The sequence below is a fragment of the Bartonella sp. CL25QHWL genome (assembly GCF_042195335.1).
Classification (GTDB): domain Bacteria; phylum Pseudomonadota; class Alphaproteobacteria; order Rhizobiales; family Rhizobiaceae; genus Bartonella.
Genome location: NZ_JBHIOE010000002.1, coordinates 1 through 15177 on the forward strand (window position 1 = coordinate 1; position 15177 = coordinate 15177).

The window sequence follows — 15177 nt, forward strand, 5'->3', positions numbered from 1 at the left end:
GCACGCTCTACTTTACCGCCGACCGTATGACTTAGAATGGTTTCAGCGACCTCATAGGGAGCATCGGTTGTTTCAGCGAGCCAATTGCGTAAACTAGAACGAAAACCATGCGGGCAGGCTTCAATTTTATTTTTTCTCATATACGCCGCCATCATCGTATGTGAAAGAGGACCACGACCGGTAAGTGAAAAGATGAAATCACTTTTAGAAATACAGCGGGCTTGTTCAATTACTTTTAATGCTTCAGATGATAAGGGGACGCGAAATTCTTTTGTTGTATCACGCTTTCCTTTCATATTCTCAGCAGGTATGGTCCATATATCCCCATCAATTTGATCTTTATGAATATGACGTAAAGGGTTAGAGCGAACCCCTGTAAGGATAAGCAAGCGCAAAGCAAGATGTGTTATGTTTTGTGTTTTACAGAGGAACTGATAAAAAGCTGGTATATCTTTCCAATCCATTGCTGGTCTATTAGTGATCTTATGACGTTGTTTTCCTAAGAGAGCACGTGCTTTTTCTGTTGCTTGTAAATCAACATTCAAACCCAAGGCAGCCGCATGTTTGAGACAAAGATTAAGACGTATCAATGCTGCTTGGGCTGTTCCAGCTTTTGTATGCCAAATGGGGGCAAGGGTATTGCGTATCTCTGTTTGGGTAATCTCTGAAACGGGTAAACAGCCTAACTTGGGAAGAATATGAAGGCGTAAAGGTGTAAACCAATTTCCATTTTTACCGTCACCTTTTAATTCAGCTTTACGACTTTCAAAAGCATCTAAAGCAATATCTTTTAAATAATGGAGATTACTTATTGCCTCACGCTTTTGTTTATTACGTTCTTTAATAGGATCACGCCCTTCACGTAAAACAGCACGCCATTGCATTGCACATTCACGGGCTTGTTTTAAAGAAACATCTCTTAAAGCACCCAAGCCCATTTCACGGCGCCGCCCATGAATGGTAAAACGGTAAATCCATTGAGCACCTCCATCTTTACGCTTATGAAGTAACAAGCCGGCACCATCATTATATTTGCCAGCTCGTGGGTGTTGCGACAGCCCTTGCATTAAGACGGTTCATAAGAACCATTTTTAGTCCTTTCTTATATAAATTTTATCCACACACTCATCCCACTTGTTATGTACAAATGAGTGGTTTTAGTTGATTCAAGATAAACAGATTTGAAATGAGAGAATCCTACGTTATTCGGGGGTCTAATTCAATATACAAAACAGTAAATTATCATTATAAATCAATATATTGTTGTAGCCAAAACCTAATCCATGAGAGATTGTTGGAAATGTTGGAACTATCCTTGGTACTTTTGCTGGGCTTAGCGACATCAGATCGAAAGAAAATATTGTACGAGTAGGGCAGCGAGATGGACACAAACTCTATGAGTATAATTACAAGGGCTATCCAGAGCGCTATCGCGGGGTGATGGCGCAAGATGTTTTGAAGTCAAAACCTGAAGCTGTTTTCTTGCATAAGGCGACAGGCTTTTTGCATGTGGATTATGGCAAGCTTGGCTTTGAGATGGAAAGGGTGCAGTGATGGAACAAGAAAACACGAATTCTCTATCAAAGTTGTTTGATCCAAAATTTTTGCGTCCTTTTATGTATCAGGTTATACCGCAGTTACCTAGATATTTATTTCAACAACTCTCTACCCCTCTAAGCACGCCGTTGTAAGGGCAATACACGCAAAGTTTTTTAGAACGTGTTGCTTTTAGCACAAACCCTTTTGATGCGAGCAATGGGGCTGATACTCCACAAAAATTGAGTCCTACAGAGCTTATTCGCGGTTCTCAAACAGGAGGAGGAGAAGCTGGGAAAAAAACGCCCACAGAATTGATTATGTCTACGGATGATTTAAAGCGCTAAATGCCTCCATTGCCGGATGTTTCAAAGGATACTGTTAAGATACAAGAGGCGCCAGAGCAACAAAAGCATGACTTCTCAGAGCAGGGAGGCGTTGCATCAATGATCTCTCAATCTCCACTTGTTGGGAACATTGATCAGTCTAGTGGGGATGAAGCTGGGCGACAGCAAAAAAATGTGATGGATTATATTGCTCAACTTAATGAGAAATCTATAGCGGAAAACTCTTTGAAAAATGATTCTGGAAATGATGAGGAAAAGCTTTTTGATGCACCTATAGAAGAAGAAAAACATTTGAATGCACACTTACCAGAGGAGGAGCATTTAAAAGCAAGTGGTGATCTTGAACAAAAAACAGATTATATCAAGTCACTTGATAATTTTGTTCAGACAGGAGCAAATCTAAGTAGCTTATGGGAGCGTTTTAGAAAATCAGAATTTTCCGAGCATTTAATGGATTTTTTTGCAGGGCTTGCGTTATGAAAGACACCACAAGAAAGTTTTTCAAATGCATCTATCCTTATGCGGCAGGGCAACAAGGAACGCGCACAATATAAACAAACTTTGCAATTTTTACGCTCTAAAGGGTATAGCGATGAAGATGCGCAAGCACTCACACAATATCCAGACCTTGCCATGAAAATCATAGGCAGCACGTTAAGCCCTCAAAAAGGCTATAGAACATTGCTTAAAAGGCTTAATCGGGGTGATTATGAAGCTGTACCAACCGAATTGCAGAAAATGGACCAAAGCCAAGAGGCAAACGTTTACAAGGTCTTGTACTCCGGCGTGTATCAGAGGCAAGGGCTATGGACGAAAGGTGCTTATGTTTCCTCTAACTACCAAACAGTAGAAACGCAAGCACCAACGGGGGTTTTCAAAGCAGAAGCATTGGCACCGATTATTGGTTCTTTCTCAGGTCTGGGTGGATTTTTAGTGGGCAATGGACCCATTCAATGGGCTTTAGCCGCCATTATGGTTTTAGCCGCATGTACTGGCATTTTCTTTGTTGCTAAACGCTTTCAGGAGCACCGCCTATGGATCTTATGGATGAAAAGAAACTTGATGGTAACAGGTGCGGCTTTAGCCGCTTTTTTTATTGCCTTGGCAAGAGCTTTTACTCTTGGGAAAAAAGTAGAGCAACAAAAGCAAACAGAAAAAGCTTTAAAAGCAGCCACAACACGGCTGGAGGTGGAAAGTGAAGTTAATCAAAAAAGTGCTGCTGATGTGCGTGCTGCTCTCTTTGATTGATTGCGCGACAAATAAATATGCTTCTTCTTGTGTTGGTTGGTTACCTGTTTATTTAAGCCGGCAAGATCTGAACACCATCAGTTCCAATTTAGTAAGACAGATCTTAAAGCACAATAATCTAGGTGAACGCTTGTGTGGGTGGAAACATGGTTAGAAAAAAATCCAAAAAACACATAGAGCTTACAGAAGTAGAAAAGAAATGCTTCAAGAAATGATCATCACCTATCAAAGCGTGAAAATGATGTCTCGCTTGATGAAGTGGATAGCATTTTTTCTTTTTTTGCTTATCCTTGATTTTGCACGCCTCATGGATGCAATAGACAACATCTTCGCACATTTAAAACAATGGTTCTTAAAGAATTAGAAAAACTGTCATACAAGCAAAACTTCGAAAAATCCTTTTTACTATGAATTGGAGATCCAATCATAAGCGTAGTTCAGAATGCAAACCAAGTCGTAAGAGCTCTAGTGTTTTGGTATCTGGCTTTCGATAGATCACAACTAAATCTGGCTTGATATGACAATCACGACAATTGCGCCATTGACATGTTAGTGCATGATCTCTCCAATGCGCCGTTAGCGGTTCATTCTCCGCTAACGCTTTGACCACAAGCAGTAAATTCTCCTCTAGTGCATTAGCATACCTACCTTTGCTTTCATGTTTAAGATCACACCGGAATGAACGCGTATAGACAATTTCCCGCATAGCAAGCTTAGGTTTGCTTTTCAGATTTACGCATTTCGGTTCTATCTTCCCGTATCATGGTCCTTAAGCCGTCTAATGATGTATGTTCTTCGATGCGTCTCATTTCAGCATCCTCGATAGCTCGTAATGTTTCCGGATTTGGTTGGAATAGATCAAGCGGTAATGCTCGATCTCTAGCAATGCGGGTCATAAACATGCGTACTGCATCCGATACAGTTAAACCCGTAGACTTAATAACTGCACTTGCAATTTCTTGAACTTCATCAGGTATGCGGGCTTGAATTTTTCCCATTGCTAAACCTCCTATTCAATTGTAGTACAATGTACTACACGTTAAGTTTATGTCAAGAGTTTCAACAATAGCTTTTCACAAGAGAACTTAGCAAAATTCAAAAAATGATTAGAGAAAGTTGGCAGAATAAGATATGTTTTGTAGAAGAATATTGGAAAATCCTATTCCCTAACCTTTATTTATGAACCTCGCACTTTTAAAAAAAACTATATAAAATCAATGTGATATATGAATAAAAAAGAGCATAATATCACTAAAAGAGTGTTATAGAAATGATGTATCATGACGATTCTACCACTCGATAGTGCTTCGATAAGAGAAGCAATAGCGCTTCTTGAAAAAGGGAAGTTAGTAGCGTTACCAACGGAAACTGTTTATGGATTAGCGGGCGATGCAACCAATGGGAGGGCAATTTCTTCTATTTATTCTACAAAGGGTCGTCCGCAAATTAATCCTCTTATTGCGCATGTCAGCGGCATCGAAATGGCACAACGTTATGTTGAAATTGACTTTCTTTCACGCCAATTAATGGAGGAATTTTGGCCAGGGCCTTTGACATTGGTTTTGCCTTTAAAGGAACAGCATAATATCCATCCTTTAACAACCTCTGGTTTGAATACCTTGGCTGTTCGTTTTCCAGACAGTCGTTTTGCGGAAGTGGTACAACATTTTGGCCGTCCACTTGCTGCTCCTAGTGCGAATCAATCGGGGCGTCTTAGCCCTACTTCAGCTGAGGCTGTTTTTGCATCTTTGGGGGAATCTGTTCCTTTAATATTGGACGGAGGACCTGCTAAAATAGGGCTAGAATCAACGATTATTAAAATTTGTGGTGAAAATATTTATCTTTTGCGTCCAGGGGGGCTTTCGGCTGATAAAATTGAAGAAGTTGTGGGGAAGTCTTTAAAACGGATAGATCAAAGGGCGGCGATTGAAGCTCCTGGGATGTTAAAATCGCATTATGCCCCTAATGCCACGGTTCGTTTGAATGTAGAAAAGGTAGAAAATGGTGAAGCGCTTTTAGCATTTGGTTCAAAGCGTGTTATGGGGGCTGAAAATGCCGTTTCTATTTTAAACCTTAGCGAAGATGGAAAGTTGGAAGAGGCAGCCTCTCATTTATTTCAATATATGAAGGAATTAGATTCATTTAAAGTGAGATGTATCGCAGTAGAACCTATTCCATTATACGGATTAGGGGAGGCTATCAATGATCGTCTTATACGGGCTGCAGCTCCAAAGGAGAAATGAACATGGAGCAGGAATTAATTGAGGGGTTTAGGGAAATTGTTGGTGCTAAGCATGCTATAACAGATCAAGCGTTGATTGCACCGTATTTGCTTGAAGAGCGTGGGCTTTTTCATGGAAAAACACCTTTACTTTTACGTCCATCTTCTTGCGCAGAGATCTCATCGATTATGCAGTTAGCGAGCAAAACGCGCACACCGATTGTGCCACAGGGTGGAAATACAGGGCTTGTGGGGGGACAACAACCAGATGAAAGAGGAGGGAGCGTTCTTTTATCCATGGAGCGATTAAATAAGATTAGAGCTATAAATCTTGAGGGAAATTTTGTTGTTGTAGAGGCTGGTGTTATTTTACAGGATTTACAGAAAAAAGTGGATGAATCAGGTCGTTTTTTCCCTCTTTCTTTGGCATCTGAAGGTTCTTGCCAAGTAGGAGGCAATCTTTCGTCGAATGCTGGAGGGACAGCTGTTTTAGCTTATGGCAATATGCGTGATCTTTGTCTTGGTTTAGAAGTTGTTTTACCGGATGGGCGTATTTTAGATGATTTGCGTTTTGTTAAAAAAGACAATAGCGGTTACGATTTAAAAGATCTTTTTATTGGTGCAGAAGGCACATTGGGAGTTATAACCGCAGCCGTTTTGAAGATGTTTCCAAAAATAAAAGGAAAAGCTGTTGCTTTGGTGGGATTATATAGTCCGGCGAAGGCTTTAGAGTTTTTATCTCTGGCTCAAGAATATGGAGGAGGGATGTTGACAGGTTTTGAGCTCATGGGAAATCTCAGTTTGCAAATGGCTTTAGATTATAAGATGTGTGAGAAGCCTCCTCTTCAGCGGAAACATGAATGGTATGTATTAATGAACATTTCATCGTTGCAAGGCAATGATGAGGCATTATCGGTATTGAGTACTATTTTAGAAGAAGCTTTAAAGAATGCGGTGATAGAAGATGCAGTTGTTGCGCAATCTTTAAAACAGCAAGATTTTTTTTGGCAATTACGAGAAAGTATATCATCAGCACAAAAGTTAGCAGGAGGGTCCATTAAGCATGATATTGCAATCCCACTTGCTTCTATTCCTGATTTTATTGCTGAGGCAGCGCTTATTGTAGAAGATATTGCTCCAGGAGCACGGGTGATTTGTTTTGGACACATGGGCGATGGAAATTTACATTATAATATTACACAACCTGTAGGAGCTGATACGACAGTGTTCTTGCAGTTATGGTCAACAATGAATCATCGCATTCATAGTTTAGTGGTGGACTATAGAGGTGCATTTTCTGCTGAGCATGGAATTGGTCAGCTTAAGCGCGAAGAACTTCGTTCTTTTAAATCGCCTGTCGCATTGGATATTATGCAAGGGATTAAAAAAACGCTCGATCCTTTAGGGATAATGAATCCTGGAAAAGTATTATAATTCAAGAATGGTGATCATGTATTTTTGTTTAGATTTTAATAACCAAAAAAGAAACCAGTTGTTTTTTATTCAAACTTTTAATAATCCAATGAGAAAAAGCTGCTAAAGGGTGTATGTTATTTAAGATAAATTGGGATAATGTATATGGCTAATCAATGCTTTAATCAGGCAAAAGCGGTGCTTGAATTTCGGTTAGATCCGTGCCATTTGCCACAAACGACGACATATTTTTCATCCAAAACGGGTAATCAGGTTATTTGTTCGTTAAATGAGCGTGGTGTTTCTTTTAAAACGGATATGCCTTCAAGTTTATCGCATTTAATACCCCCTTATCATTTCCAAGGAATTGCAGCACGTACCGTAAAAACGCGTTCAGGAGAAAGAGCTGTTGCATTAGAATTACTTCATGCCGATGAGGAAGCTTGTATACCGCTTTTGGTTTCCAGAGATTTGAATAATGTTCTTCTGGATTGGCGGTTATGGGCGGATACTTATGGCCTTCCCATGCTTATGATCAATGAAGATAATCGCATTCTGGTTGTAAAAGATCGTTCTGATTTACATCGATTTTTTGGTACAACAGCACATTCTAAACAAAAGCGTTTTTTACTTCGTTATAGCAATCCGTTAGGCTTGCGTTTGGTGATTGCGAATCGAATTGCACTCCAGTAATATTAACATGCATTTATTTTTGTACTACCGTCAGCATTTATCTTGTTGTGCTGTAAAACATCGTTGTTTGGAGCGGTAATATAAGGCATGTAAACTTCACACATGAAGTGTTTTAGGAGATATGGCAAATATTCTTAAGTTTGCTTGTAGATATTTGTGTAAGTGCAGCATAGGAGTGGGAAGCAAGAGGAACCCGCTCAATGAGAATCCAGACCTTTACAGACGGGATTTGGTGTGACTTTTGGTTCTTGAAAACAAAAAGAGGAAGTCAATGATTGTAAATGAGAGTTTTTTGACACCATACATTGGCAGCAGAAATCGATTATGTAAAACGCTTTTTTCGGAGAGGTAAAAACGGTTTTCATAACAATAGAAACTGTTTTTTTTGGCGGTATAATTTTGGGTTTTTGCCACATCATAAAAACACCAGCAGATTGCTGGAAGTGTTTTTGAATTTTTTTATAAATAATTTCTCCATGTTGAATGAGAGCTTTGAATATTGCAGAATATTCTTATTTCATCTCTCTCTCTCTTATAATCAAAATCATTTAGATAGAAAGGGTTATCGTAATATTGAGAGTTGGAAAATACAAAGATGGTATCGGTTTTTATTCCAGAAAGATGGAAGAGTGGATTTATACTATTTGCAGGTAGTGTCGTAAAATGGGAGTGATGAGCATGAGAGGTATTGTTTAAGAATTTGTATGTGAATAATATAACTATCTTTTTTGGGCATTTTATTTTTTGTAAAAGCGGAATTTCATTAAAAACGCGATAGATAAAAGAAATGATAGTATATATGTTTTTCTTCAGGACTTTATAAGAAAGAAAGTGTTTATAAAAATGATGAGAAAATACGTTTAAAGTAACAGTAAAATGATCATTTTATATTACATTTTCAGATTCAAAAAATTTTCCTATTTTATCATGAGTAGATATTCTATTTATAATATTTGATTGTTCAAAGGAAAGCACACTCATTTTTTCAAAATTATGGTCAACGTAAAACAGTGAGAAAATTTGTGTGTCATGCTCTTATATAAAATAATAAAATCGTAAAAAAGAATATTCAAAGGATTTTATTTTCTCGCGCAACGGCTCTCCATCCGATATCACGACGAACAAAACCTTCTGGCCAATCAATACAATCAACAGCTTCATAGGCACGTTTTTGTGCATGCGTAATCGTTTTTCCTGTTGCAGTTATATTGAGAACACGTCCACCATTTGCAATGAGTTCTCCATCACGCAACACTGTACCAGCTTGAAAAACTTTCACATCGGGAAGAGAGTTTACTTGATCAACGTTACGGATAACAGTACCTTTTTGGGGAGAGTCTGGATAACCATTAGCAGCCATAACAACGGTGAGAGCAGCTTTTTCAGACCACCGAAGAGGCTTATTTTCAAGTTTTCCTTGAGCAGCAGCAAGAAAAATTGGCAAAATGTCATCTTTGAGGCGCATCATTAAAACTTGACATTCAGGATCACCGAATCGTACGTTAAATTCAATTAATTCAGGTCCTTTTTGCGTTATCATTAATCCGACGAAGAGAATACCTTTAAAGGGAGCGCCCATTTCTTTCATGCTTTTTAAAGCTGGTTCAACAATTTCTTTGAGAGTACGATTCACTATTTCTTTGGTCATGATGGGCGCTGGTGAATAAGCACCCATACCACCGGTGTTTGCTCCAATATCCCCATCACCTACACGTTTATGATCTTGAGCAGATCCAAAAGGAAGAGCAACTTTACCATCACAAAGGCAGAAGAAGCTTGCTTCTTCACCTTCAAGAAAAGATTCTACAACAATTTTGTTTCCTGCATCTCCAAATGTACTTTTGAAGCAGGCATCAACTGCGTTAAATGCTTCTTCCATAGTTGTTGCAACCACAACACCTTTACCAGCTGCTAAGCCATCAGCTTTAATAACAATGGGAACATCTTGTTGCTGAATGTAAGCTTTAGCTTTAGAGGCATCATTAAAGCATTGGTAACTTCCTGTAGGAATGTTATTCTTACGACATAAATCTTTTGTAAAAGCTTTTGAACCTTCTAGTTGAGCAGCTTTTTGAGTAGGACCAAATACACAGATGTTAGCGCTATTAAGAGAGTCTGTTATACCCGCAACCAATGGTGCTTCTGGTCCTACAATTACAAGATCAATAGAACGTGCTTTACAAAAATCAATAACAAGGGAATGGTCATCAATGTTTAAATTAATATTTTCACCAAATTCTGTTGTTGCAGGATTTCCAGGAGCACAGTATAACTTTGTTAGCAGTGGTGATGCTGCTATTTTCCATGCTAAAGCGTGTTCTCGTCCACCTGAGCCAATAAGAAGAATATTCATTGCTTGCTCCTCTCATAAAAGATGATTAATCTCATCCCCTTCTCATAAGAATGAAATGTCTCTATCGCAAGACCAAAGGTAAATCATTTGATGAAAAAAAATAAAAATATCGCGCATGTTCAGTCCTATGATAGCCAAGGACGGGTTATGGATGCATCTTCCAAACAATGGGTTTACAATTTCCTTCCCTGTTCTTTATGGTTTTATGCGCAATTGGCGCGTTGGGATCGGCCTATTGGATGGCAATTGTTGATGTGGCCTTGTTTTTGGTCAACAACAATGGCTTTTTTCTCTTATAAAATGCATTACGATACTCTTTTATCAATGTTTCTTCATTGGGTTTGGTATCTTTTTCTTTTTTTTCTGGGATCTATTGCTATGCGAGGGGCAGGATGTACTTGGAATGATCTTATTGACCATAAAATTGATGCTCAGGTAGAAAGGACACGTTCTCGCCCATTGCCGACAGGTCATGTGAGTCGGTTTCAAGCAAGAGTTTTTATACTTGTGCAATGTTTGGTTGGTTTAGTTGTTTTATCACAATTTAATAGGTTTAGTTTTTTTCTAGGTATTTCGTCATTGATAGCTGTTGCATTTTATCCTTTTATGAAACGCGTAACATATTGGCCGCAGTTTTTTTTAGGCGTTGCGTTTAATTGGGGGGCATTAATGGGGTGGGCTGTTGTCTTTGGAAGTTTAAGCTGGGCACCAATCTTGCTTTATGTGGGATCAATTTTGTGGACCATAGGATATGATACAATCTACGCACATCAAGATAAAGAAGATGACGTTACTGTTGGTGTCCGTTCTACGGCTCTTCTCTTTGGTAAAGCAACCAAGCGTGCTTTAGTATTTTTGTATGGTGGTTTTGTGATGTTCATTAGTCTAGCATTTTATTTAGCTGGAGTCCCTGTTCTTAGTTTTTTGGGGATTTTTGTGGCAAGCATCCATATGTTTATTCAAATTAAAGTCATTGATATAGATGACAGTTCACAATGCCTCAGGCTTTTCAAATCTAATTCGCTTATTGGTTTTGTGATTTTTGCTGGTTTAGTATGTGGGGGTATATGGACGATATTTTATCCTGCGGTCTAAAAATAAGTTAGCTAAAATCATAGTTTCTACTGAATACAGTATGTTTTTTTAAATAAGCTTGTTGCTAATCTATTTTTAAGCGATACAGTAGAAAATATTACTAATCAACTGTTACAGTGGAAATGAAATTCTTCTATTTAAATAAAATAAATCATCTTCTTTTAGAATTTTTCAAATAAAAAATATTTGTTTAACTGTTGGGAAGAAAAAATCTTCATAACGATGAAATTTGAAGGATTAGGGATAAAGTTTTTGTCTTTTCCAATCGCTGTGTTCAACACAATCTCGTGTAAAAAGCAGACGATCATGTAAACGAAATGGGCGATCACACCAGAACTCTATAGAAAGGGGTTTAACACGAAACCCAGACCAATAAGGTGGTCGTGGAATATTACCTAGAGCATAACGCGCAGTATATTGAGCAATTGCTTTTTCGAGCACAAAACGATTGTCTAAAGGTTGAGATTGTTTAGATGCCCATGCACCAATTCGACTACCACGTGGTCGTGATTGGAAATAGGCATCGGCTTCCTGTTGACTTACTTTTTCAACAATTCCTCTAATTCTTACCTGACGACGGAGCGATTTCCAATGAAAACCTAAGGATGCTTTCATTGATTTTAAAATTTCTTGTCCTTTACAGCTTTCATAATTGGTATAGAAGACAAAGCCTTGGGGACTGTAGTCTTTGAGGAGAACCATACGAACATTAGGGAGTCCTGTTTCGTCAACTGTTGCTAATGCCATAGCATTCGGATCATTTATTTCACTTATCGTTGCCTCTTCAAGCCACTTTGCGAAAAGTTCAAAAGGTTTTTGCATTTGCATAAAATGATCATCTGTTGGTATTTTTTTGCTCATAGTTTCTCCAAATATCAGTGAGCATGGGTGAGGCATTTTCTCATTTACTTTATCATCAAGAAGTCACAGTACCATTTTTCCTTATTTTCAAAAAGCCAATGCTATCGTGTATTTCTATGGTAGTTTAATTATTTTTACTTTAGCATAGACTACAATGAGCTATATTAAATAAATGTCTCATTTTATCTGGTATTTTAGTTTATTGATAGACATATAAAGAGAAAAGAAGAAATTATTCTCTAGAATAGATTGATGAAGCTATAAAGGGTATTAACAACGTATCAGTTGATATTTTGAAAACGAAGAAATTGAAAAGAGGGCAATATGCGTGATCCCTACACGATTCTGGGTGTGGCACGTACCGCAAAATCGCAAGAGATTAAATCGGCATTTAGAAGATTAGCAAAGAAGTATCATCCAGATCATAATAGAGATGATGCAAAGGCTAAAGAAAAATTTGCTGAAATTAATCAAGCTTATGAAATTATAGGTGATAAAGATAAAAAGGCACAATTTGACCGCGGTGAAATTGATATGGAAGGAAAACCGCTTTATCAGGCCTATGGTACTGGTGAAAATTTTAGCAATAAACAAAATCCTTTTTCAGGAAGAGCAAAGGGATTTGATTTTTCCTCTTCAGGTGGTGCAGGTTTTGATGCGAGTGATATTTTTCGGGATCTGTTTGGAGGAGGAGGTAGCTTTTCGAATTCCACACACTATAACCGTCCCCAACAAGGAGCACATGTTCGTGCTAATCTTGCCATAACACTAGAGCAGATGGTTGGCGCAGAAAAGGTGGAAGCTGTTTTTCCAAATGGAAAAAAGTTAAAAATTAAACTTCCATATTATATTGAAGACGGACAGGTTATTCGTTTAAAAGGTCAGGGAGAAGAGGTAGCTCTTGGGCAAGCAGGAGATGCGTTGATAACCATTCAGATTCAAAAACATCCTCATTTTCGGGTTGAAGGAAGAGCACTTCATCTTGATTTACCAGTTTCTCTTAAACATGCTGTTTTGGGAGCAAAAGAAGAAGTTGAGACGTTGGAGGGACGTGTGGTTTTAACGATTCCTGCGTGGTCAAGTTCTGATCGCGTTTTACGGTTGAAAGGGAAAGGGCTTCGTTTAAAAAATGGTACAAGAGATGATCTTTATGTGCATGTTCGCATTATGTTGCCGGAAGGTGAAAATGCCGCGCTAGAACAGTTTTTGCAAATGCAACAAGATTAATTTTAAAATTTTTATATATAAAAGCGTAGTTTTTGTTTGATTTTAAACCAATTGCTTGAAGAAAAAGTTGACCTGTGTCATAGGCAGATGAATAATATTAATTTTAAGTAACAATGGGGCAGTGCTGATGGCTAAGGGTAATGGTTTATTGTACGGTAAGCGTGGTTTAATTTTGGGGTTGGCCAATAATCGCTCCATCGCTTGGGGAATCGCTAAAGCGGCAAGTAGCGCCGGGGCAGAGCTTGCTTTTACCTATCAGGGTGAAGCAATGAAAAAGCGTGTTGAGCCTTTGGCTGAAGAATTAAAGGGGTTTGTTTGTGGACATTGTGATGTTTCTGACAGTGTCTCTATTGATACGGTCTTTAAAGAAATAGAGAAGAAATGGGGAAAACTCGATTTTTTAGTTCATGCTATTGGCTTTTCTGATAAAGATGAATTAAGTGGTCGTTATATTGATATCAGCGAATCAAATTTTATGATGACCATGAATATTTCCGTTTATTCCCTAACGGCTCTAACGAAGCGTGCAGAAAAATTGATGCCAGATGGTGGTTCAATCTTGACACTGACCTATTATGGAGCAGAAAAGGTTGTTCCAAATTATAATGTAATGGGGGTTGCTAAAGCGGCTCTCGAAGCGAGCGTGAAATATTTAGCGGTAGATTTAGGTCCTCAAAATATTCGTGTTAATGCTATATCTGCTGGACCCATTAAAACGTTAGCAGCTTCTGGTATTGGTGATTTTCGTTATATTTTAAAATGGAATGAATATAATGCTCCATTACGTCGTACGGTAACAATTGAAGAGGTTGGTGATTCTGCGCTTTATTTTCTTTCAGATTTGTCTCGTTCTGTTACTGGTGAAGTCCATCATGTCGATTCGGGTTATAATATCATAGGTATGAAAGCCGTTGATGCACCAGACATTTCTGTCGTTAAAGAATAAAGTTTGGTTTATAGGATTTTATTGGACAGCAGTAATTTGACCAAATTTAAAGTGGCTAAGAGTATTTGAGCGCAAAGAGCTACCTTGTGTATAGCATACAACATGCGTTGTCGTTGTAATATTTGACAGAGAAACGGATCTTTTTCATGTCGCATAATACATTTGGTCATTTGTTTCGTGTAACAACATGGGGTGAAAGTCATGGTGCTGCTCTTGGTTGTGTCATTGATGGTTGTCCACCTGGAATTATTTTTACTCTTGCAGAAGTTCAAGCTTATCTTGATAAACGCAAACCAGGACAATCAAAATATACAACGCAGCGCCGAGAACCAGATAAAGTAGAGGTCCTTTCAGGAGTTGTTGTTCAAGACGATGGGACGACATTGGTGACAACAGGTACACCAATTTCTCTGTTGATTCGAAACACAGATCAGCGTTCGAAGGATTATAGCTCGATTGCCCATCAGTATCGTCCAGGACATGCGGATTATACTTATGATATTAAATATGGCATTCGTGATTTTCGAGGCGGGGGACGTGCTTCGGCACGGGAGACGGCAGCACGTGTTGCAGCTGGTGCATTTGCTCGTAAAATCGTTCCTGGTTTGATTGTACGAGGAGCAGTGATAGCAATTGGTCCTCATAATATTAATCGTGATCGTTGGGATTGGTCAGAGGTTAATAATAATCCTTTTTTTACAGCTGATGCAGAGATGGTTCACATTTTTAGTGATTATATCAGTGAACTCCGTAAAGAGGGAACATCTGTTGGAGCGGTTGTTGAGATCGTTGCAGAAAATGTTCCGGCAGGTTTAGGAGCCCCTATTTACGCAAAGCTTGATCAAGATATTGCCTCGTTACTTATGTCGATTAATGCGGTAAAAGGTGTGGAAATTGGTGATGGTTTTGCGGCAGCCCGCTTGAGGGGAGAAGAAAATGCCGATGAAATGCGAATGGGAAATGATGGAAAACCGCTTTTTTTATCAAATCATGCGGGAGGTATTTTAGGGGGAATATCGAGTGGACAGCCAATTGTTGCACGTTTTGCTGTAAAGCCTACTTCATCAATTTTAACACCTCGTCGCTCTATTGATGTTGATGGTCATGATATAGACGTTATAACAAAGGGGCGTCATGATCCATGTGTTGGGATCCGTGCCGTTCCTGTTGGTGAAGCGATGGTTGCTTGTGCTATTGCTGACCATTATCTAAGACATCGCGGTCAAGTTGGGTGATT

13 protein-coding genes and 4 pseudogenes are annotated in these 15177 nt (G+C 38.7%); 12 read left to right on the forward strand and 5 right to left on the reverse strand.

What is annotated here, in order from left to right; translation table 11 throughout:
* Positions 1-1089 (reverse strand): annotated as a pseudogene (locus tag ACFILY_RS01245) (tyrosine-type recombinase/integrase); the annotation flags it as partial.
* 252 nt (positions 1090-1341) lie between these two features.
* On the opposite strand from ACFILY_RS01245, the gene ACFILY_RS01250 reads away from it, so the two are divergent.
* The 5 genes and pseudogenes from ACFILY_RS01250 (at position 1342) to ACFILY_RS01270 (ending at position 3495) form a co-directional block, all read left to right on the forward strand.
* Positions 1342-1554 (forward strand): hypothetical protein, encoded by a 213-nt coding sequence (locus ACFILY_RS01250; RefSeq protein WP_375645322.1) that lies wholly within the window; start codon positions 1342-1344, stop codon positions 1552-1554.
* Positions 1554-2567: pseudogene (locus tag ACFILY_RS01255) on the forward strand (hypothetical protein); the annotation flags it as partial. The gene ACFILY_RS01250 and the pseudogene ACFILY_RS01255, both read left to right, overlap by 1 nt.
* Positions 2562-2918 (forward strand): annotated as a pseudogene (locus tag ACFILY_RS01260) (glycoside hydrolase family protein); the annotation flags it as partial. The pseudogenes ACFILY_RS01255 and ACFILY_RS01260, both read left to right, overlap by 6 nt.
* 12 nt (positions 2919-2930) lie before the next feature.
* On the forward strand, positions 2931-3131 hold the full coding sequence (locus ACFILY_RS01265; RefSeq protein WP_375637436.1) for a hypothetical protein: 201 nt from the start codon (positions 2931-2933) through the stop codon (positions 3129-3131).
* 146 nt (positions 3132-3277) lie between these two features.
* A pseudogene (locus tag ACFILY_RS01270) lies at positions 3278-3495 on the forward strand (hypothetical protein).
* A gap of 60 nt (positions 3496-3555) precedes the next feature.
* Here ACFILY_RS01270 and ACFILY_RS01275 read toward each other — a convergent pair.
* Positions 3556-3837: a type II toxin-antitoxin system YafQ family toxin gene (locus ACFILY_RS01275; RefSeq protein WP_273791336.1), complete on the reverse strand. Its 282-nt coding sequence runs from the start codon at positions 3835-3837 to the stop codon at positions 3556-3558.
* Between the two features lie 7 nt (positions 3838-3844).
* Positions 3845-4129, reverse strand: coding sequence for a type II toxin-antitoxin system RelB/DinJ family antitoxin (locus ACFILY_RS01280; protein WP_375631376.1), 285 nt, complete (start codon positions 4127-4129; stop codon positions 3845-3847).
* A gap of 282 nt (positions 4130-4411) precedes the next feature.
* On the opposite strand from ACFILY_RS01280, the gene ACFILY_RS01285 reads away from it, so the two are divergent.
* The 3 genes from ACFILY_RS01285 (at position 4412) to ACFILY_RS01295 (ending at position 7458) form a co-directional block, all read left to right on the forward strand.
* Entirely contained in the window at positions 4412-5374 is a 963-nt protein-coding gene (locus ACFILY_RS01285; RefSeq protein ID WP_375631377.1) for an L-threonylcarbamoyladenylate synthase, read from the forward strand.
* Between the two features lie 2 nt (positions 5375-5376).
* Entirely contained in the window at positions 5377-6786 is a 1410-nt protein-coding gene (locus ACFILY_RS01290; RefSeq protein WP_273791339.1) for an FAD-binding oxidoreductase, read from the forward strand.
* A gap of 144 nt (positions 6787-6930) precedes the next feature.
* Positions 6931-7458 (forward strand): DUF6101 family protein, encoded by a 528-nt coding sequence (locus tag ACFILY_RS01295; RefSeq protein WP_012754813.1) that lies wholly within the window; start codon positions 6931-6933, stop codon positions 7456-7458.
* Positions 7459-8527: 1069 nt separating this feature from the next.
* On the opposite strand, the gene purD is transcribed toward ACFILY_RS01295, so the two are convergent.
* Complete coding sequence (purD, locus tag ACFILY_RS01300; RefSeq protein ID WP_375631379.1) at positions 8528-9811, reverse strand: phosphoribosylamine--glycine ligase; 1284 nt, start codon at positions 9809-9811, stop codon at positions 8528-8530.
* Positions 9812-9901: 90 nt separating this feature from the next.
* Between purD and ubiA the strand changes: the two genes are divergently transcribed.
* Positions 9902-10906, forward strand: a complete 1005-nt coding sequence (gene ubiA, locus ACFILY_RS01305) for a 4-hydroxybenzoate octaprenyltransferase (RefSeq protein ID WP_375631380.1) — start codon at positions 9902-9904, stop codon at positions 10904-10906.
* Between the two features lie 237 nt (positions 10907-11143).
* On the opposite strand, the gene pdxH is transcribed toward ubiA, so the two are convergent.
* Entirely contained in the window at positions 11144-11767 is a 624-nt protein-coding gene (gene pdxH / locus ACFILY_RS01310) for a pyridoxamine 5'-phosphate oxidase (RefSeq protein WP_375628318.1), read from the reverse strand.
* 324 nt (positions 11768-12091) lie between these two features.
* Between pdxH and ACFILY_RS01315 the strand changes: the two genes are divergently transcribed.
* The 3 genes from ACFILY_RS01315 to aroC all read left to right on the forward strand — a co-directional run bounded on the left by ACFILY_RS01315 (position 12092) and on the right by aroC (position 15175).
* Positions 12092-12994 carry a DnaJ C-terminal domain-containing protein gene (locus ACFILY_RS01315; protein ID WP_375637433.1) on the forward strand — a complete coding sequence of 301 codons (903 nt, stop codon included), beginning with the start codon at positions 12092-12094 and terminating at the stop codon, positions 12992-12994.
* 127 nt (positions 12995-13121) lie between these two features.
* Positions 13122-13940 (forward strand): enoyl-ACP reductase FabI, encoded by an 819-nt coding sequence (fabI, locus tag ACFILY_RS01320; protein WP_273791344.1) that lies wholly within the window; start codon positions 13122-13124, stop codon positions 13938-13940.
* Between the two features lie 146 nt (positions 13941-14086).
* Positions 14087-15175: a chorismate synthase gene (aroC, locus tag ACFILY_RS01325; protein ID WP_375622315.1), complete on the forward strand. Its 1089-nt coding sequence runs from the start codon at positions 14087-14089 to the stop codon at positions 15173-15175.
* Positions 15176-15177: the final 2 nt, after the last annotated feature.

Bases quoted from the DNA above. Each gene is read 5' to 3' on its own strand.
- ACFILY_RS01280 (WP_375631376.1), bottom strand. From the start codon at position 4,129: ATGGGAAAAATTCAAGCCCGCATACCTGATGAAGTTCAAGAAATTGCA.
- ACFILY_RS01290 (WP_273791339.1), top strand. From the start codon at position 5,377: ATGGAGCAGGAATTAATTGAGGGGTTTAGGGAAATTGTTGGTGCTAAG.
- ACFILY_RS01285 (WP_375631377.1), top strand. From the start codon at position 4,412: ATGACGATTCTACCACTCGATAGTGCTTCGATAAGAGAAGCAATAGCG.
- purD (WP_375631379.1), bottom strand. From the start codon at position 9,811: ATGAATATTCTTCTTATTGGCTCAGGTGGACGAGAACACGCTTTAGCA.
- ACFILY_RS01275 (WP_273791336.1), bottom strand. From the start codon at position 3,837: ATGCGGGAAATTGTCTATACGCGTTCATTCCGGTGTGATCTTAAACAT.
- ACFILY_RS01265 (WP_375637436.1), top strand. From the start codon at position 2,931: ATGAAAAGAAACTTGATGGTAACAGGTGCGGCTTTAGCCGCTTTTTTT.
- pdxH (WP_375628318.1), bottom strand. From the start codon at position 11,767: ATGAGCAAAAAAATACCAACAGATGATCATTTTATGCAAATGCAAAAA.
- ACFILY_RS01295 (WP_012754813.1), top strand. From the start codon at position 6,931: ATGGCTAATCAATGCTTTAATCAGGCAAAAGCGGTGCTTGAATTTCGG.
- aroC (WP_375622315.1), top strand. From the start codon at position 14,087: ATGTCGCATAATACATTTGGTCATTTGTTTCGTGTAACAACATGGGGT.
- fabI (WP_273791344.1), top strand. From the start codon at position 13,122: ATGGCTAAGGGTAATGGTTTATTGTACGGTAAGCGTGGTTTAATTTTG.
- ACFILY_RS01315 (WP_375637433.1), top strand. From the start codon at position 12,092: ATGCGTGATCCCTACACGATTCTGGGTGTGGCACGTACCGCAAAATCG.
- ubiA (WP_375631380.1), top strand. From the start codon at position 9,902: ATGAAAAAAAATAAAAATATCGCGCATGTTCAGTCCTATGATAGCCAA.